Genomic DNA, 18,394 nt, shown 5'->3' with positions numbered 1-18,394 from the left:
CATTTGTTTATCATCGCACAGAAAAAAACATGTTTCCATAGAGGATATCCGCAAATGTGGAAAACACCTACGAAACATACTTGCTTCTAGTAAAGAAGTCTTTCAAACTGAATCAAAAGATGGAAACTAGAACGATTCGTATCTTATTTTTAGTATTTTATGTAATATCTCTTTTGGTTTGGATTGTGGAAGAAATTTACACACTCACCAAACCTCCCGAATACTTTGATCGATTTAGAATCATCATAGCCACCATCGAATCCTTCATCGCTCTTTCTTCGTTTTTAGTTGTATTTATCTTATACAAAGAGCTCAAAAAAGAATCCGTAGAAAACAAACAGGCCAAAAACCAAATCCATACTCTCAAACGAACCAATCGAATCTTAAAAAATCCTGAAAAAGGATTTTGGGCAGAAGCAAAAGCACAAATGACAGAATGGCAATTGACGGAAGCGGAAACTGAGATCGCCATCCTTTTATTACGAGGATTTTCTCAAAAACAAATTGCAGCCGTTCGAAAAAAAAGCCTTCGCACCATCGAAAACCAAACGGCAGCCATTTATGAAAAGTCTTCCATGCGAGGGAAACTCGAATTTATCTCTTTTTTTCTCACGCCTCTTTTACCCGAAGAAGACTAAACAAAAAACCTTGACCAAACAGCTTTTCTTTGGTTATTTTATGTTTATTTTATGAACAGACAATCCCTGCTTTTTTTCATTTCCTTCTTTGTATTATGTAACATTTCCATTTTGTCCCAATCCAAATTGGAAGAACGTGATCAGAACAGGCAATCTGGTTTGATCCAATCGAACCAAAAGAAGCAGGAAGAAATCCTACAAAAGTACAATGATTTTGTGGGGAAGGTAAAAAATCGTTTTCCCGGTTTAAAAATCTCCTCCTCCCCAATTGATTTAAAACTAGCAGAAGGAATCAGCGATCACAATGCTGCACCTGGCCTTACTGAAAAAAAATCAAAATCCTTAACTGCCATTGCCGCAGAAAACTTTTATTTGCAATTAGAACCATCCCAAAAACCTAACTTACGTTCGCAGGTAAAAGTAAAAAAGGGAGATTCACTCGAAGTAGTGATGGTATTAAAACAAGATATCAGTGAAAAAAAAGAAGGTTCTCATTGGGTTTTGGTTCGTACAAAATCTAAAAAGGAAGGATACACCACACAAGATTTACTGCAACCTACCAAACCTGCTGTGAAATCCAGAAACACCGAGGGTTTATCTCTCGATTTTTCCTCCTTACCCTCCAGAACAACTCCAAGCACAACAAACGCAGATTATACGGAAATGAAAAAAGGAAAAGAAATGTGGGTGAATGCAAGTTCACTCAATATGAGATCAGAACCAGATGTCAATGGTTATGTGGTCGCAAGACTACCCAAAGGCATCAAAGTCGAGATCCAGTCCTCCACTTCCAATGAAGAATTGATAGATGGTATTTCGTCTCAATGGCACCAAGTTTCTTCTGCTTACGGGAACGGTTGGGTTTTCGGTGGATACTTAAGCTCTTCAGAAGTTGTCTCGTATGAAGTTTCACCAGGTGAGTTATCATACCCACAAGAAAATCCAGACGAACTCAAAGTTGGAGAAAAACGTTATGTTCGTTCTACAAGTTTAAGAATGAGAGACGAACCGAATGAATATGGTTCTGTGATTTTATCCATTCCTGGGGATGAAAAACTCAAAATCTTAGATACCAAAAAGGAAGTGGAAACCATTTCGGGAGTTCGCTCCAAATGGATTTATGTGAATTGGAATGATGAATGGGAAGGTTGGGTCTTTGGTGGATTTGTTTCAAAAGAGAGAGGTCCACTAGTAGATTCCGATGACATTTCTAAATACTTCCAAATACCGATTGATAACGACCGTTATGTTTCTTCTAACTTCGGAACTCGAGTGGATCCTGTCACAGGAAAGGTAGGAGCCTTCCATTCAGGGATTGATTTACCTGCACCTGTTGGCACTCCGATCAAAGCAGTGAGTGATGGAAAAGTTTGGAGGACAATCACAACTAGCGGTGGTTATGGGGTATTAACCATCCTAAGTCATAAAAACAATATTTTTACTTACTATGCGCACCAAAATGAACGCCAAGTAAAAGAAGGTGACACAGTGCGCTCAGGTGATATCATTGGTCAGGTAGGAAACACTGGTAAATCTACCGGTCCTCATTTACATTTTGAAGTTAGGAAAGGCCCAGACCAACAAGCATTGGATCCAGGAGCATATTTACCCAAATGAAGTTTAAATCTAAATTTTTATCCATTGTCATTTTCCTTTTTATTTCGAATCAAAGTTTCGCACAAGATCTAACGGCTCCTGTACCTGATACACCGCCTACCTATGATATGGTTTCGATTCTTCAAAAAGGAAATCCGAAAGAATTTGAAACCGCTGTCACAAATGGTGGAGACATCAATGCAACTGATGATTCAGGTAAGTCACTTCTGATCCTCGCTGTTGAAAAAAATAGAACCAAACAATTTGATCTATTATTAAACCAAGGAGCAGACCTAAACAAAAGAGATCTCTCTGGAAAAACATTGTTACATTACGTGGTGACATCACGGTTTTCCAATCAAATCAAAACTCTTGTCGAAAAAGGGGCTGATTTGAATGCATATGATGCGGATGGAAATACTGCATTACATATCGCTGTTTTAAAATCAAATTTATCTGTTCAAAAATTATTGGTGGAAAGTAAGGCAGATGTCAACCTCAGAAACAATCCACGAAAATCTCCGATTTATTTGGCATTTGAAAAAGGGAAAACCGATACAATCAACTATCTATTACAAAATGGTGCCAATATCAACTTACAAGACTTAACTGGTCGCACACCCCTTTTTGTCGCAATTGAACAAAGAAATAGTAAATTATTAAACCTTGCCTTAGATTCCAATGCCAATCCCAATATAGAAGATACAAAATCCGTAAGACCAATTGTATTTGCGATCGAAAAAGGATTTACTTTGGGAGTCGAAACCTTATTAAACCGAGGGGCTGATGTCAATACAACCACTCCAGATGGTGAGTCTCTATTATTTTATTCGGTTGAAAAAAGAAATCTAACGGTCACTAATTTATTTTTAAAAAAAGGTCTCAATGTAGATTCTAAAAATACATCAGGCAAAACATTATTTGAAATTGCATTAACCAAAAATGATAGCAATTTATTGAAGTTAGTGTTAGATGCGGGAGCCAATCCAAACCAAACCCTATCTACCAATAAAAATCCTTTGGAGGAATCCATCGAATCCTCTAAATGGGCCATCGCAGAACTTTTAATTCAAAAAAATGCAGATTCCCAAACACCCAATCTTTCTGGATACTTACCCATTCATTTAGCATCTCGTAAATCAGGTCTCAAAATTGTAGACCTTCTCTTAAAAAAAGGAACTCCAGTTGATGTTGAAAATACCAAAACAAATGAAACTGCGTTATCCTTAGCTCTTGAAAACAAACAAGTTGCGATTGCAAAACTTTTATTATCTAAAAAAGCAAATCCAAACCATAAACTGAAAGATGGAGTAAATTTGATTTTTTCTACGATCGAACGAAAAGATGCCGAAGCTTTTAAACTTTTAGTAGCAAATGGTGCCGACTTACAATCTTTAAATGAGGAAGAAGAAAACTTAATCACTACAGTTTGTAAATTAGAAGTTGATAAAAAAGATCAAAAATTCATTGAAGAAACAATCAAATTGTTGATTAGCAAAGGTGTAAACCCCAATGCCAAAAACAAACGAGGATTAAGTGCTTTGCATATTGCTCTTAATCGAAACAAAGTGGAAACAATGTCTCTCTTATTGACAATGGGAGCTGACCCCAACCTAACAGACAACAATGGACTTACTGTCTTACACAAGGCTGTTCAAAAATTTCTAACTTCTAAAGATCAGACGCAAACCGAAACATATAAAAAATTAGTACTATTCCTAGTAGAAAGACGTGCCAACATCAACCAACAGGACAAATTAGGGAAAACTATACTTTCCGAACTAGCAATTCAATTTGATGCTGGTAAAAGTGACGCCATTCTGGAACTGGCAAAAGTCTTTGTTCTGAATGGTGGTGACACAAAGTTAAAAGACAAAATCGGAAAATCAGCTTTGGATTATGCTGAAAATAAAAATATCCCTGAATTGATTGAAATTTATCGCGGTCTTTAATGTCCATTCCCAAAAAAGATAATCGTATCAACATATTCGACTTCGTTAATACAGTACCAACGAAGACATTCAAACGAGGTGAGATCATCGTACGCGAAGGTGATCCATCCAATGAAAAAATGTATTTTATCTTAAGTGGAACTTTATCTGTGGGGATGGGTGCACCTGACCAAGGAAATTTTCATGAAGTAAGAAAACTTTCTACTGGTGAATTCTTTGGAGAAATTGCCTTAATTTCTGCTCACCCAAGAGCGATGACCGTATTTATCGAATCAGATCGTGCGCAACTAGGCATCTTAGACAAACAAAATTTGATCCGGATTGCCAATTCCAATCCTATGTTTGTGTACGCTTTATTGCAAACTTATGTAGAACGACTGATTGAAGCGGAACAAAAACTAAAAGATCTAACAGAGGCAAGTGATGGGACTTAAAGAATCTCTAGCAAAACTCAGTATGATCAACATCAAACGAGGGGAAGTCCTTTTTAAAGAGGGTGTTCCTTCCAATGGTGCCATGTTTTTTTTATTTGAAGGCCAGTTGGATATTTACAAACAAATCGAAGGGAAACATACAAAATTAAGAAGTATCTTGCCTGGTGAATTTTTTGGAGAAATGGCCATCATCAACAATAGCCCGAGAGCTGCGTCCATCGTCGTAGTATCGGAGTCTGCCAAATTAGGGATTATCAACAGAACTACATTTGTCCAAATGAGTCAGGAAAGTCCTGAATTTCTCTTTTTATTATTAAAAAAAGTAATCGAACGTTTGTACGAAACAGATGGAAAAATTCGTGCCATCAAACGAAAACAAGACGAAGACTCGATGATTGCAAAAGTAATTCCCACTTCAAACGAAGGAAACTCTGAAGACGGTGCTGAAAGTTCAGATCAAGTGCCATTAGAAACCTTCACAAATGATGCCCAATCGATTGGGGAATAATCTACTTTAAAAACTTTTTCCTTTTGATTTTAAACAACTGCGGGGATATATGAATTTCCGGCACTATCATTCCAGGTGCATCAAGTAACAACTGTTTGACGATCGTTGCAATTTGCTCTGGTAATAAATAAGATTCAGGATCTTGGTCTGGTTCAATATTCAATGAGTCGTAAAAACTTGTTTTTGTGATATCTGGCACAAGTAAATTCACTTTCACAGAAAACTTTCTAAGTTCATCGAATAATAATCTGGAAAATTGATGAAGGCCAGCTTTTAAAGAACCATACACATTGCCCCAGGGTGAAACTTGATTTCCAGAAACAGATCCAATAAAAATGATATGACCTTTATTTTGTTTGATGAACCGAGTTAAACCATTGGTGATTAACATGGGTGCAGTTAAATTCACTTGCACCATTTCTACAATTTTATCTGGTGATAATTCTTCAATGGGGCCAAAGGAAGCAATTCCAGCATTGTGGATCAAAATATTCAGTTTTTCCCGATTGGGTAAAGTATCTAAAAGTTGATGAATGGCTTTCGGATGGGAAAGATCACATTCGATCAAATGAAACTTTTGATTTTGAATCGAACAGTTTTTCGAATTCCTACATATTCCATATACAGTATAACCTAACTCTAACAAAACTTTCGAAATAGCGAATCCAATGCCTCTAGAAGCACCAGTGACTAAAGCAAAATTCTCACTCATTTAAGACTTTCCATAAATTCCCAAACCATGGCAGAACCATTCACCACCTTTGTGGTCCGACCTTGGTTGATGAATGGCAACATGGGAGTTTCTCCAGGCCAACTATGACCCAAACCATTCAATTGGATCAATTCTACTTTTTTATTATTAGAACAATCTTCATAACGATAAAATTCAATATTGATTTTAAATCCATTTTCTTCCACTTGATTGGATTTACGTTTCACAGTATCCTCACAACCATTCCATTCTTTCCAACGTAATATACTATCTGAGACAGAAAGCACTTCTTTTCCATCTTTCACATAACCACCGCTATAAGGCACTAAGGGGTCTTCTGTCCCAGCCATAATTGCAACTGAAACTGGTTTAGTTTTAAAATGAATTTTAGATTTTAATTGAGATACTGAGATTTGAGCGGCAACACTCATCACCCCTTTCCATAACTCAGGTTTCTCAATTGCCATCCGTTGTGCCATGAACCCACCATTGGAGTGTCCCACCAAAAACACTTCCTTAGAATTCACTGAACCTTCCGCTACCATTCGTTTAACAATGGATTCAATAAAGAGAACATCATTGATTCCATCTTCATCTGCAGGAGAATTGCCTCTACCATCAGCCCAACTGCGTTTGTATCCATCTGGATACAAAACAATAAATCCTTTTTGATCTGCTATATCATTTAATTTAGTTTGTTTGGACATGGTAACACCAGTTCCAAAACGACCATGAAGAGCAACTAACATCGGTATCGGCAAACCATCCCATTTTTTGGGATAATGCACTAAATAAGTTCGTTTTACATTCGAAAAATTAAAATTATCTATTTTCTCATTCGATGATGGTCTATAAAAGTATCCAAAACAAGAATGGAAATTAAGGAAAAGTATGAATAAGAAAATTCTCATTTGGGAATGAACTCCATATTGATAGTTTCTATTAATTGTTCTTTGAAAACTTGATTTGGCCAATGTGTGATCATAAACACTACAATCGGAATCCCTCGAAATTGATCCATACCAACAACGTATACTTTCTCTTGTAAAATATCTTCCGATTTGGAATAACGAAATGTAACTGTATGTTCCGTGCGAATGTGAGTTGGAATCAGACCACCCGAAAAAAAAGTTAATAAAAAATGAAGTTTGTGAAAAAACTCAGAATTGTATTTAGGTTCCTTTTTTTGTAAGATCACTTCTAATTGAAAAGTAGAATTAGGATCTTCACGATAACCTTTTTCTAATAATTTATTTTTGATTAATTCCTTTTCGATTTCATAACGATAAAAACCAGTAAATACAAGTTTGAATGTATTTTGTGAATAAGTAGTTAAATTTCTTTCTTTTGTTAATACTTGACTAGGCAAAGCTGCACATTGAAAACAAAAAGGCACAAGAAACATCAATAAAACCAAAACTAAGTTTTGATGGAGATTAAATTTCATGTTTGATATCTCCTAAATATTCATTTACTTTCTCAGTTAAAATGGTTTTCCATTCATCACTATCATCAGCCCACATCAGCATAACAGAGACCCATCCAAAAATTCGATACGACTCAATTGGGTATCGAAGTTCGGAAATCATTTTTCCCGATTTCATTGTTCGAAAAACGATATGATCATCATCATAATCGATATCAGGAATGACAAAGAAAGTACTCACTGCTAAAAATCGATTGATTAGATAAATAGAAAATCTACCTGGTGCACGTTCCGCCATATACGAAACTGGTTCCGAAGATTCTCCCATAAAAAATTTGAACTTAGGACTTGATTCTAAAATAATTTGCACATGAAGGTCTGATTTTATTTGAGCATAATGTTGTACAGATTTGAACTTTTTAGAATTTTGTAATGCGCTTAATAAAAACGTCACTCTCCTTCGATCAAGTTCATCATCCCAACCAATCAATTCATAAGAAAGTGATTTGTTTTGAATCGGGAAATTAGTATCCACTAGATTGCGTTCTGAGGAATAAAATACAGAACAATGCAAACTCAGGATTAATAACGTAATGAAGAGAAACTTATTTTTCCATTTTATCTGTTTCATTTTTTGTTTTCTAATATGAATTCCAATTTTTCATACTCCCTACCATTGAACACGATGGAAATCGTATGTACACCTGGATAATAAACTCGAGTTGTAATCAATTTAAATGAATGTTTTTTTATGATTTTCACATTCTCATTGGGAGGAATCAACTTTTCAGAAATTTTAAAGATTTTGTAACCATAAGTTTTCTTTGCTAATAAAAACCCTATTTTATATTCCATACGAATCATTTTAGATTCTTTAGATTTTTGTTGGAATTCGATGGTAAATTCCAAGGAATCCCCTATTTTTATTTTTTTCTGTTTCAAATAGAATTGGAAGTCTTTTGGTTTCCATTTCGTATCATATGAGAAAAATGATAATGCATCCTGATTTCCCTTTTTTAACAATCCTCGCAGTGCATGTTTTAAATTTTTATCTAAAATTGCAGAAACACCAAAACGATTTTTACAAAACTCTAATACCAAATCAGGATTAATTTTAGAAATATCATTCAGATGATTGGAAACACTTCTCCGTACCACTTCATTTTCATCATTCCATAATTGTTTTAGGATTGGTAAGTGAACTTCAGGATTTCGTTTGATTTCGGGAATTCCGATTCCCCATGGCAAAAGAGGACGACTGCCTTCACTTGCCAATCGCCTAACATATGGTTCCTTATGTTTTGACCATATTTGCATTTGTTTTAAGGTGGGAACAAAATGATTTTGGTAATAAAATCGAATGGCAAATTCAGCACTTGAGAATACTGTTGTTTTCTCTAAAATGCGCATGGAGGTATCAAAGTCTTCTAAACCTGCTTTGCTTACGATATCATTGACAAAGATATAAGGAAAATTGAAATTCTGTGCTCCATTCGTTTTTAATAACTCAATTAAACGAATTAATTTAGGTTCAATGTGGGTTAGAGGTTCATTCCAAAAAAAGAGAAATACGTCCGCGAGTCGATTGATTCTTTCCTTTAATTCATATTCTTTCCAAGGAGATTCTAAAACCTTTTTTTGAAATTCATTGGGTGTAATCTTCGAATCAACTTTCGAAACAACTAAACTTAGATTTTTGATCCAATCTTTAGAGTAAATATTTTTTAAAGGTTCCATAATCTCTGCTTCAATTCAGATTTCTTTTGAATCAATGATAATAGATCATATCAAACTTGCGCTTTTCTTAACCAAACAGAAAAACATGCTCCCGTCACCGATGGTTCTAATTCAATTTTACCACCCATTTGTAAGATCATTTTTTTACAAATGTCTAATCCCAAACCCATTCCTTCACCATTTGGTTTGGTCGTAAAAAAAGGTTCAAATATTTTGTTTTTGATAGATTCGGGAACACCCACTCCCGAATCAATGATGGAAACTTTAATCCAATTTTGTTCTGTTTGAATTTTAATCTCTAAAGTACCCATATAGGACATGGCATGAAGTCCATTATTAATGAGATTAATCCAAACTTGATTTAATTTGTCCCTATTCCCAAAACAAAGTTTATCTGACCCATAAGTCTTAACTATTGTTACTTTATTTAAATTATAATGATAAAGAGATAAAATTGTCTCAATTTCGGATTCGATATCAATCAATGAATCATTTGTAGTATTTTCTTTTTCAGAAACAAGATAGTTTTTTAAAGCACGGATCACATGGGTCGCTTTCTCGGAAGCAACCGTAATGATTTGATTACAGCGATATGCAGAATGAATGTTCGTTACCACTTGTAAAATTTCCAAAGATCGTTCGCTATCCAAAACATACTGAATTTTCTCAGGAATACGATATAATCCCGTTTCAATCACCATTTGCATATGGTCACCATACAAATCCATTTTTTCTACACCAGAGAACTGGGTATGTAATTCTTTTTTTAATGTCCTTTCGGATTTGCCTTCAATATAAGGTTGGTTCATCATACTTTCTTGCAAAACCAAATGGTATCGTTTTGAATCCTCTTCATTAAAGGTGAGAATTGTTTCGATAACAGACTGAAGTTTATTTTTGAGAAAATCGTATAAGGAATAATTGGAAGAAATAATAGCACCCAGTGGAGTATTTAGTTCATGAGCCATACCCGCAGCCAACTGTCCTAACACTGCCAATTTTTCGGATGCCAAAAGTCGGTCTTGTGCTTCGGTGAGTTCCCTTAAAGTTTGCACTAAACTTTGATTTAAAATTTGCAAACTTTCGTTAGATTGCCGTAACTCCTCAGTCCTTTGTTTGACTTGTTCCTTTAAGTTTTCTGAATATTGTTTATTTAGTCTTCTCCATTGGTATAACCAAACGATACCAACACCAACCATTAAACTAAAAAATGTATAATAAATCCAATCGTAATTGGTTGGTGGATTTGGATCATAGATAAATCCTTTTAAATTGATGTTTTTTGGTAACATCCCAAGTTCATTATAGATATCATTGATATGTTTCCATCTACCAGGATTCATATATCCCATTTCTACAAGAACTGGTTGGATCAATGGAGTCATTTGTTCTGCTTCAAATAACAAACGTTCCTTGGGATATCTCTTAGAATATTTTTCGTAAATGATATCTACAATTTCTTCCTGATGGCTCATTGCATACTGCCAACCAAGTAAGGTAGCTTCTCGAAATGCTTTTACACGATTCGGATGTTTTTTGATTTCCTCTTCACTTGTGAAAAAATTATCTCCATAAAAATCAATTCCTGCAAGTCGAGGGGAATACGCCACATAAGGAAAACCTGCTTTTTTGAAATCAAAAGCCTGTGTTGTCGTATAACCTGAATAAGCATCTACCCTTCCCTCAATCAAATCTCGTGGATTAAATCGGTGCTCTAACAGTTGTAAATCGGATTTATTTATACCTTCTTTTTTGAGGTAAGCTACAATTTCTTCGATCCATGGAGTTAACATCACTCGTTTGCCCACAAGATCATGAATACTTTGTAAATTTGAAGAACGTTTGAAAAATAATACGGAAGGAGAGTGTTGGAAAATGACACCTAAAACGACAACAGGTTTGCCCATATGCCTATGGATTAATAACTCATTACTTCCCACTCCATATTGCCCGTCTTTCTGAACTACCTTTTCGTGGATTCCTCGAATCCCAACAGAACTTTCTAATATTTCAACATCAAGGCCGGCGTTCTTATAAAATCCTTTTTCATAAGCCGCATAATAACCGGCAAACTGGAACTGGTGGAACCATTTGAGGTGGAGAGTGACTTTTTCCGAAGCAGTGATCGAAAATAAAGGGAAACAAAATACCACAATGGATACGACATAGTTAATCTTTCTAAGAATAATCCTAGTTTCCATTCTCTGATTTTTATAAAGTTTTTTTAGAGCAAATCAATGAAATAACGGATTAACTCATTGAATTTTACTTTTTTTCTTTGATTTTCGATTTGACTTTTTCAATCCAATCGACTGTCAACATTGTTTGTTTTTCTGCAAACTCTAAGGTAAAATACCAATATTCATTATCAGGGTGATTTTCCCATTCAGTCTTGAGTTCTTTTTGAAATTGTTTCAAACTTTTTAAATCTGTTTTTTGTTTTTGGATTTCGCTCTCAAGTTGTTCCACCAAGAGTTTAGGATTCATATGCCTTCCAAAAAAAACTTTGAATAAAAGTTCGTTTCGTCGATTGGATTGGATTGGGGAAGAATCCATCCATTTTCGGAATTCTTCTAATCCACTTCTCGTAATTTTAAATACTTTTTTTTTCTTTCCGTTTTGATCTGTTTTTTCCCATTCCCGAATCAATCCATCTTTTTCCAATTTCGAAAGTGTAGGATAAATTTGACCAAAACTTTCATTCCAAAAAAAACTAATCGTGGATTCAATGTATTTACGAATTTCGTAACCATTCATTTCACATTGGGATAAAATTCCTAACAGAGCATATTGTGTTTTACTTTCTCGTTTCATATTTAAGTAGGAAGTGATTGAATCTCTTTTATAAAAAGATAATAAGCGGACAACACTTCTTTTGGCGATTCAATTTGAGGCCAATGACCAATAGACTCTGATAAAAAATATACCTTCCGATTTGGATATTCCTGTAAAAATCGGTTTGCCATATGAGTTCCTGAATTGGGATCAAAGGGACCGCAGATATAACAAAACGGAATTTTTGTTTTTTTTAATGTCTTCGTCCAACGTGTTTGGTATTTAACCTTATCAAACACCAGTCGTCCAATTAAATAAGCAATTTGTTTTCCTTCATTAAAGTTTAGAATTTTCCAATAGTTTTCCAATAAATCTAAATTAGGTTGAGTGTTGGGACCAAAAACACGAAACAAAGATGATTCAATTGCTTTACGGGACATTTTATTACTAATCCATTTTCCAATCCAGTTTGGTGATTGAGATAATAAACGTTGGATCAATCGAGGTTTGTATACATCTGTAAACATTCCTCCATTCATGAAGGCAATAGACAATATTTCGAAATTCAAAGTTTTTTCCTGTGCCAACATCTCTTGCACTACACTGACAGACAAATCATGAGCCAAAATTCGAACCGATTGAATTTGATTTTCCATTAATACTTCTTTGAGAATTTCCACATATTCTTCAAATGAGTAACGATGGTCTTTTGGTTTGTCAGACAATCCCATTCCTAAAAAATCAAAATAGATCACTTGGTATTGTTTTGATAAATCTTCCAACATCCAATTCCAATCATAACTATTAAATGGATATCCATGTAACAATAACAAGGTTTCACCAACTCCAACTTTATCATAAAAAATGGAATGGTTTTTATACTTTATATACTTTCCGTGTTCTAAAAACTCATCAATAGATTGGAACATACCTTTCATATCATTTCCCCTCAAAAGCTAATTGTTTCACTGAATTGATCCAAATTTGCAATTGTTTTTGTTTCTTAAATCGTATCTGATCTAGATAAGTGACTTTGATATTTTTGACACCACAAAACTCTAAGGTTCCATGTTTCAATAATCGAACCCCAGGAGCACGATTGATCCATTTGTAATACCATGTTGGAGCATCCATTGTGATGATGATTCTTGCCGTTTTTCCCTTTAACAATTGTTTAGGGAAAGGAGAATGTTTTTGATACGAAAAAGCAAATCCAGGTAAAAATACTCGATCAATCCAAGCTTTTAAGATTGCAGGCATACTTGCCCACCAACTTGGATAAACGAAAACAAGATGATCTGCTTTTTGAATCAGAGACTGACTTCGTAAAATGTCTGGTTCTAACTCTTGTTTTATAGTTTTATCATAACCAAAATTCAAATTGTAATCAAAATCCAATTCTTTTAATTTCAATAAATGGGTATCAAAACCCGAAGATTTAGCAGCCTCTGCATATGTTTCTGCTAATTGTGCACAATAAGAGTTGAGGTTGGGATGCCCCAAAATGATTAAAATCGATTTTTGATTCTTTTCCATGATTATATCTACCAGATATAATTATCAGTTATATCTAATAGATATATTTTGTCAAACGATTAATCTTTTCATTTGATTGTACATTTGTCCCGAAAAATAGGACGAAGTAATTCTGCATTTGAAAAATGATCTTTTAACTCGTTTTCAATCGAAAACTGGAGGTGATATACTAATTCACATTCATATGGAGGTTCAATGATAGAAAATGTATCTTCAAATTCAGTTGTGGAATCGGGTGATAACCTTGTGTCACGTACCTCAACTAAATCCTTTAGTCTCATTTTTTTCTCAAAACGATATTCGAATAAAAGCCTTTGGCTTCGATCGTAAATACGAAAGACAAGGGAACGAAATAAATCTCCAGTTGGAAACTTATGACCCATTTTGGGAAATTTCATCTTTAAGTTTACAAAATATGTTTTTTCTTTTTGGATCGATTCCACAGAAACTTTCCAATCTTCCATCCAATTGGAATCAAAAACAGTCCCGTTTAATTGATGATTGGTTTTGAGATGGCAATTGACACATAAATTTGATTTAGAAATATCTGAGATCAATCCTTGGGCTTCCGTTCCTGTCCCTTGCATGATCACATCCGTATATTCAATCTTTGGAAAATGTTGTTTAGGAAAGGGAAACGAATGGCAGTTTTGGCATAAGGAATTATTTTTAAAAGATTGATCCTCAATTACGATATGATCTTTGATATCAGTACGAGTTTGTTTTCCATAAATTATATTTTCTCTGACATGACAAACAGCACAGTTTACACCTTCCATCCATAAATCATTTTTAGATTGGTATTGTGCGATTGATTTGAAATCAACATTGGATGCAAACGAATGAAGTGGTGCATGACAATTCATACACCATTGTTTTGGTTCTTTTTGAAAGGCTTTTACAAAAATCGGATCAGTCCACGAGTTTGCATGTGCTGATTTTTGATGATTTTGTGTGATCGTTTGGTGGCAACGTTCACAATCTTTTGTGGAATTCCAATCACCTTCTCCTATGACCAAGGGAGATTTTCCATTGGTCATAGGTTTTAGTATTTTGGATTCGTTGCAATTGAATACATTGCAGATCAATAAAAATACAAAAACATAAACCTGTAATCGAAACAAAAACTATTCTTATTCTTTAAAAGGATAGTTACAATAATTCGACTTAGCTGCACTAAACTTAACTTCAACTTCAGAAGTTGCTTCTAAATCGCTTGGCGTAAATTTAACGACAAGGCTATCACCAGTCGTAAAACATAAGTTATCTGGATATGGATCAGAGTAACATTCTCTCGCACATCCGCCAATTTCGTAATTTAAAAACAAAGTTTGGACTTTGGTTGCCTTATCATATTTTTGATAATACTTTGTGATTGTGACTTCGTCAAAAGAACTAGATACTTCTTGGGAATATTCACTATCACTTGCACTGAAAACGGAATTGTTTTTAAATAAAGCCAAAACGACATTTACATTTTGAATTTCATAAATATAATTTCCGGACTCACGATCAAACTTACCAGTCCCGAATCGTAAAGCTGCATTCATCGCTGCCCTTTGTATATTGGATGCATCTGATAAAATTTCATCGATTGTTTTCGGGATGGTTTTCACATATTCTTTTAAGGTTTCAGCACCTTTGAAGGCTTTGGGAATTCCAATTGATTCTAAGTTTAACTCTTCCCCACTTACATTTTTCAATCGAATTTTAACCGAATCTTCTGTATTGGGAAGAATCTCAGATTCGACAATCTCAAAGGTATTTAGAGAAGTATTGCTAGATACTATTTCTAAATTACCAGTGGTTTTGTTTTTCTGAAGTTTCACTCCATTTTCTTGTTTGGCATCCACACCGTTGATTTGAGTGATCCCTTCTCTTCCCATCACTTTAAATTCTGCTGATTTCAAAATGGATTCTAACACTTTTTGTTTGGTATCAGGAACCAATGACAATTCCTTATACTCTTTTTGAATGGTTTGCCAAGACTTCTCAACATTCATTAAATTGAAGATACGCTCTTTTCGAGTTTCTTCCACTAACTCTTCCAATACTTTTAATTGTTTATCTGATACTGGTGTTGGGAAGGTAATGGAGGATAATGATCCGTTAGTTTTTGCATCCATTATGGATTGTAAAGTAGATGAAATTTTATAGGTTGATAAATTGAACTCAGGAAAATTTACATTCCCTTTTGTCGAAATCATTTTTTGCAATACATAAAAAGGAATCAAAAACTCTTTTCTATCATCTTTCCGGAGAGACTTGATTGTCTCAATTAGATGACTAACAAAAGAATCATTTAAACCTTTCGTAGGATATTCTGTCGAAGGTTGATTGTAGAACTGAATCCCTTCGATAATGGAATCCACCTGGTCTTTTTTGGCAATGTATACAGCAGAATATGGAGCAACTAAGTTGCTCGGTAAATCCAAACCAGAATCTGCATTAAATTGAATTGTATTCAATTTGATATAAAATTTCCCATCAGCACATTGAAATCTTGAATCGCAGTCTCCGAATAAAAAGGAAATCACTTTCTCATCTTGATTCTTTGGAACCAATTTTAATATCCCACTGACAACCCAATATTTGTCTTTTTCTAAGGCACTTACCCGTTCTAAGGTATCTAAGGAATGATAAACGGAGACCGTGTTATTCGCAAATGGAATCACATAGAGTTTTTCAGGAAAAACCACTTCTTCTGTTTTTTTCCGACAGTTTGAGCCGAATAACAAAATCAAGGTTAGTAGGAAGAGAATTTTACGATTCATATCGCCTTAATGATGCAAACCTAGAAAGGAATTCAATAAAAAAATGAAATATGGTGATTACTGTCCACGCAGTCGAACTCGGAAAACTTGTAGCAAAGAACACTAACTAAAGATTGAGTATCAAATTTTTGAAATTCAAATTTGATTCGAACCTCTCAATAAATTCGATATAAACAAATTCATCATTCGTTCCAAAACTTCATTTGTTTCTGAATCAGTGATTTGTCCATCTGTGGAGACTTTTCCTTTCACACCAGAAATCAATAAACTTGTTTCGTCTGATAACTTTGCTCCAATTGTTTTTAATATTAATTGTAACGATTCGTGAGCCTTTTCACCGACTGACGCAGCCGTTATGATTGCAGTTGGTTTATTTGTAAACACAACAGAAGACACAACCCACTCTAGGGCATTTTTTAAAACTCCAGGAATGCTATAAACATATTCAGGGGAACAAATCAATATTCCATCAACTTCATTCACCTTTTGCAAAAAAGATTTTATGATTTCCGGTGAATTTTCAAGAGATATCCCAGAAATAAAAAAAGGAAACTTTTCTATGTCATCGTAAATTTGAATTTCACATTTAGAGAGGTATTTTGTTTGTAAGAAATTTAAAATGTTTCGATTATAGGAAGTAGGACTGATTCCTCCTGAAATTGCTAAAAGTTTGGGCCGAAGTACACTCATTACCTAAATAGAAATCCCTAAAATTTTCCTTGTTCCGTCGGTCTCTTGCGCATAGGAAAACAATTTTAAAATGGAAAATTTTTTGTAACCATTATCTTCTGTCTGGTATTCCCATAACCAACCCCAAAGACTTCCTCGTTTGATAAACCCCCTTTCCAACTCCGTTTTCTCTTGGTAAAGAGACCCTAACAATACATAGGTGGAATGTTGATTGTCAGATTTTGTTTCATTATGATAATATCCAACCCCAGCCAAAGCAAGCTCCGTTACTTCTTCTTGTGATTTGGAAATGTAATATAAAAACGGGCCAAACAATTTTGATGTTTCCTCATCTTCTTCCGTTGTCCGAACTATCGGAAAAAAATTAATCGTTTTTTTGGAACTAGTATTGTCATAACCTAACCACAATAATGTCATGCGATTGATTTGATTTGGTTGTTTTTTGAAACTAAAGAAATAATCTCGAAAACCTCTCAACTCGTAAGTTGTGGCTGAATTTTCTGACTCCAATAGATACAAAAAATTGTAATAATGCCCTTCCTTTTTGGAGTTATAGTAATTGAATAAAGTGAATGTTGTGAATTCCGCTTCACTCCAAAAATTGAAAGACAAAGGAATGATCGAAAAACTAGAATTCGTATAATAAATTGGAAATATGAGAAGATGGGATAACGATTCTTTTTTTGTTTCGGGACTCGATACAGTAGGACTCTGAGTTGCTATTGGTTTGTAAGAATCAAATCCCCAATCGATAAACCATAATATGTTGGTTTTTACATGGGAATCACTTACTTTTCTATATAGAAAAGGAGTGAACCAAAAAGTCGTCACTGATCCTTGATTTTTATTTTGATAAGAATCATAAGAAATCCACAACGGCCAAAGTAAAAAATCTTTTCTGTTAAAATTTTGATTCGAAATTTCCGTATAACTTGATACTAACGTATAGGTATTTTGTTTCGAATTTTTGTCATTTATGGTTTGATTGTATATATAAAAAGGCAAAACACGATGCCCTGAATTGATATCGGATTGGTATACATTCACGATTGGCCAAAGATAGGATCTCTCCATTCGATTATTTTCTTTGTATTCCTCTTTGATATATCCATTGATAAGATAGGATTGAATTTCAGAAGTTTGATCTTTTTGTTTTCCATAAAGAGGGAAAATGATTTTATATTCCAAGTCATCGGACACATAACTCAACCAAATCGGGAAAAAGGGAGGAAGGAGAACTACTTTGTCTTCAGATGCTTCATCCCAAGTGAACCAAGCAAATGGCAATAGGCGTATGTGTTTTTTTGTATCTGCTTTTTCGTAAGAAAAAATTCCAAACAATAATTGATAACCAGTGAATTCATCACTATTTTCTCGATTGAATTCTCGTTTTTTCTTTAATTCAGGTTTGGTAGATACTTTAGGATCAGTTGGTTTATATAAATTTCCTGTGATTAACTTAGTACGTTTCGAAATCCCCACCAAATTATAAAACAATCCAAAATCATAATCCAGATAGAAATTTCCATCATTCGTCGCTACATTGACATTTGCATTATGAACTTTTGTATACCAAAACAAATTGATATGATAATCTTCTTCCGAATCTTTTATGT

18 protein-coding genes are annotated in these 18,394 nt (G+C 34.4%); 5 read left to right on the top strand and 13 right to left on the bottom strand.

The window, feature by feature from the left end; all coding sequences use genetic code 11:
* The first annotated feature begins 119 nt into the window (after window positions 1-119).
* Genes EHQ59_RS01325 through EHQ59_RS01305 form a run of 5 tightly spaced genes read left to right on the top strand, consistent with a single transcriptional unit; the run spans window position 120 to window position 5,128 of the window.
* Window positions 120-638: a helix-turn-helix transcriptional regulator gene (locus EHQ59_RS01325; protein WP_135617357.1), complete on the top strand. Its 519-nt coding sequence runs from the start codon at window positions 120-122 to the stop codon at window positions 636-638.
* 51 nt (window positions 639-689) lie between these two features.
* Entirely contained in the window at window positions 690-2,255 is a 1,566-nt protein-coding gene (locus EHQ59_RS01320) for a peptidoglycan DD-metalloendopeptidase family protein (protein WP_135617356.1), read from the top strand.
* Complete coding sequence (locus EHQ59_RS01315) at window positions 2,252-4,186, top strand: ankyrin repeat domain-containing protein (protein WP_135617355.1); 1,935 nt, start codon at window positions 2,252-2,254, stop codon at window positions 4,184-4,186. The genes EHQ59_RS01320 and EHQ59_RS01315 overlap by 4 nt, the downstream gene beginning before the upstream one ends.
* The gene (locus EHQ59_RS01310; RefSeq protein ID WP_100715671.1) at window positions 4,186-4,620 is read left to right on the top strand and encodes a Crp/Fnr family transcriptional regulator; all 435 of its coding nucleotides are present in this window, start codon (window positions 4,186-4,188) and stop codon (window positions 4,618-4,620) included. The genes EHQ59_RS01315 and EHQ59_RS01310 overlap by 1 nt, the downstream gene beginning before the upstream one ends.
* Entirely contained in the window at window positions 4,610-5,128 is a 519-nt protein-coding gene (locus tag EHQ59_RS01305; RefSeq protein ID WP_135617354.1) for a Crp/Fnr family transcriptional regulator, read from the top strand. The genes EHQ59_RS01310 and EHQ59_RS01305 overlap by 11 nt, the downstream gene beginning before the upstream one ends.
* Window position 5,129: 1 nt before the next feature.
* Here the strand turns inward: EHQ59_RS01305 and EHQ59_RS01300 are convergent, their stop codons facing one another.
* From EHQ59_RS01300 to EHQ59_RS01240, 13 genes are all read right to left on the bottom strand, one after another.
* Entirely contained in the window at window positions 5,130-5,840 is a 711-nt protein-coding gene (locus EHQ59_RS01300; RefSeq protein WP_135617353.1) for an SDR family oxidoreductase, read from the bottom strand.
* Window positions 5,837-6,751, bottom strand: coding sequence for a CE1 family esterase (locus EHQ59_RS01295; RefSeq protein ID WP_135617352.1), 915 nt, complete (start codon window positions 6,749-6,751; stop codon window positions 5,837-5,839). The genes EHQ59_RS01300 and EHQ59_RS01295 overlap by 4 nt, the downstream gene beginning before the upstream one ends.
* Window positions 6,748-7,287: a hypothetical protein gene (locus tag EHQ59_RS01290; RefSeq protein ID WP_135617351.1), complete on the bottom strand. Its 540-nt coding sequence runs from the start codon at window positions 7,285-7,287 to the stop codon at window positions 6,748-6,750. The genes EHQ59_RS01295 and EHQ59_RS01290 overlap by 4 nt, the downstream gene beginning before the upstream one ends.
* Window positions 7,277-7,897: a hypothetical protein gene (locus tag EHQ59_RS01285; RefSeq protein ID WP_208652305.1), complete on the bottom strand. Its 621-nt coding sequence runs from the start codon at window positions 7,895-7,897 to the stop codon at window positions 7,277-7,279. Before EHQ59_RS01285 ends, EHQ59_RS01290 begins: the two co-directional genes overlap by 11 nt.
* Complete coding sequence (locus tag EHQ59_RS01280; protein WP_135617350.1) at window positions 7,894-9,003, bottom strand: DNA alkylation repair protein; 1,110 nt, start codon at window positions 9,001-9,003, stop codon at window positions 7,894-7,896. Before EHQ59_RS01280 ends, EHQ59_RS01285 begins: the two co-directional genes overlap by 4 nt.
* A gap of 50 nt (window positions 9,004-9,053) precedes the next feature.
* On the bottom strand, window positions 9,054-11,204 hold the full coding sequence (locus EHQ59_RS01275) for an ABC transporter substrate-binding protein (protein WP_135617349.1): 2,151 nt from the start codon (window positions 11,202-11,204) through the stop codon (window positions 9,054-9,056).
* A gap of 64 nt (window positions 11,205-11,268) precedes the next feature.
* Entirely contained in the window at window positions 11,269-11,817 is a 549-nt protein-coding gene (locus EHQ59_RS01270) for a PadR family transcriptional regulator (protein WP_135617348.1), read from the bottom strand.
* Window positions 11,818-11,819: 2 nt separating this feature from the next.
* The gene (locus EHQ59_RS01265) at window positions 11,820-12,716 is read right to left on the bottom strand and encodes an alpha/beta fold hydrolase (protein ID WP_135617347.1); all 897 of its coding nucleotides are present in this window, start codon (window positions 12,714-12,716) and stop codon (window positions 11,820-11,822) included.
* A gap of 1 nt (window position 12,717) precedes the next feature.
* Window positions 12,718-13,314 (bottom strand): NAD(P)H-dependent oxidoreductase, encoded by a 597-nt coding sequence (locus tag EHQ59_RS01260; protein ID WP_135617346.1) that lies wholly within the window; start codon window positions 13,312-13,314, stop codon window positions 12,718-12,720.
* A gap of 68 nt (window positions 13,315-13,382) precedes the next feature.
* Window positions 13,383-14,438 carry a multiheme c-type cytochrome gene (locus EHQ59_RS01255; RefSeq protein WP_135617345.1) on the bottom strand — a complete coding sequence of 352 codons (1,056 nt, stop codon included), beginning with the start codon at window positions 14,436-14,438 and terminating at the stop codon, window positions 13,383-13,385.
* A 9-nt stretch (window positions 14,439-14,447) separates the two neighbouring features.
* Window positions 14,448-16,088 (bottom strand): hypothetical protein, encoded by a 1,641-nt coding sequence (locus EHQ59_RS01250; protein ID WP_135617344.1) that lies wholly within the window; start codon window positions 16,086-16,088, stop codon window positions 14,448-14,450.
* Window positions 16,089-16,223: 135 nt separating this feature from the next.
* Window positions 16,224-16,778 (bottom strand): NADPH-dependent FMN reductase, encoded by a 555-nt coding sequence (locus EHQ59_RS01245; RefSeq protein WP_135617343.1) that lies wholly within the window; start codon window positions 16,776-16,778, stop codon window positions 16,224-16,226.
* A gap of 3 nt (window positions 16,779-16,781) precedes the next feature.
* On the bottom strand, window positions 16,782-18,394 hold a 1,613-nt coding region (locus EHQ59_RS01240), incomplete at its 5' end, for an LA_1737 family protein (RefSeq protein ID WP_135617342.1).

It is taken from the genome of Leptospira kemamanensis, from assembly GCF_004769665.1.
In the GTDB taxonomy this organism is placed as follows: domain Bacteria; phylum Spirochaetota; class Leptospiria; order Leptospirales; family Leptospiraceae; genus Leptospira_A; species Leptospira_A kemamanensis.
The sequence above is the reverse complement of the archived record's forward strand: the minus strand, read 5'-3'. Positions and strand labels throughout refer to the sequence as shown.

Excerpts from the sequence above, each read along its gene's own strand:
- EHQ59_RS01295 (WP_135617352.1), bottom strand. The coding sequence starts at position 6,751 with ATGAGAATTTTCTTATTCATACTTTTCCTTAATTTCCATTCTTGTTTT.
- EHQ59_RS01310 (WP_100715671.1), top strand. The coding sequence starts at position 4,186 with ATGTCCATTCCCAAAAAAGATAATCGTATCAACATATTCGACTTCGTT.
- EHQ59_RS01300 (WP_135617353.1), bottom strand. The coding sequence starts at position 5,840 with ATGAGTGAGAATTTTGCTTTAGTCACTGGTGCTTCTAGAGGCATTGGA.
- EHQ59_RS01325 (WP_135617357.1), top strand. The coding sequence starts at position 120 with ATGGAAACTAGAACGATTCGTATCTTATTTTTAGTATTTTATGTAATA.
- EHQ59_RS01250 (WP_135617344.1), bottom strand. The coding sequence starts at position 16,088 with ATGAATCGTAAAATTCTCTTCCTACTAACCTTGATTTTGTTATTCGGC.
- EHQ59_RS01265 (WP_135617347.1), bottom strand. The coding sequence starts at position 12,716 with ATGAAAGGTATGTTCCAATCTATTGATGAGTTTTTAGAACACGGAAAG.
- EHQ59_RS01280 (WP_135617350.1), bottom strand. The coding sequence starts at position 9,003 with ATGGAACCTTTAAAAAATATTTACTCTAAAGATTGGATCAAAAATCTA.
- EHQ59_RS01290 (WP_135617351.1), bottom strand. The coding sequence starts at position 7,287 with ATGAAATTTAATCTCCATCAAAACTTAGTTTTGGTTTTATTGATGTTT.
- EHQ59_RS01270 (WP_135617348.1), bottom strand. The coding sequence starts at position 11,817 with ATGAAACGAGAAAGTAAAACACAATATGCTCTGTTAGGAATTTTATCC.
- EHQ59_RS01315 (WP_135617355.1), top strand. The coding sequence starts at position 2,252 with ATGAAGTTTAAATCTAAATTTTTATCCATTGTCATTTTCCTTTTTATT.
- EHQ59_RS01245 (WP_135617343.1), bottom strand. The coding sequence starts at position 16,778 with ATGAGTGTACTTCGGCCCAAACTTTTAGCAATTTCAGGAGGAATCAGT.
- EHQ59_RS01275 (WP_135617349.1), bottom strand. The coding sequence starts at position 11,204 with ATGGAAACTAGGATTATTCTTAGAAAGATTAACTATGTCGTATCCATT.
- EHQ59_RS01305 (WP_135617354.1), top strand. The coding sequence starts at position 4,610 with ATGGGACTTAAAGAATCTCTAGCAAAACTCAGTATGATCAACATCAAA.
- EHQ59_RS01260 (WP_135617346.1), bottom strand. The coding sequence starts at position 13,314 with ATGGAAAAGAATCAAAAATCGATTTTAATCATTTTGGGGCATCCCAAC.
- EHQ59_RS01285 (WP_208652305.1), bottom strand. The coding sequence starts at position 7,897 with ATGAAACAGATAAAATGGAAAAATAAGTTTCTCTTCATTACGTTATTA.
- EHQ59_RS01320 (WP_135617356.1), top strand. The coding sequence starts at position 690 with ATGAACAGACAATCCCTGCTTTTTTTCATTTCCTTCTTTGTATTATGT.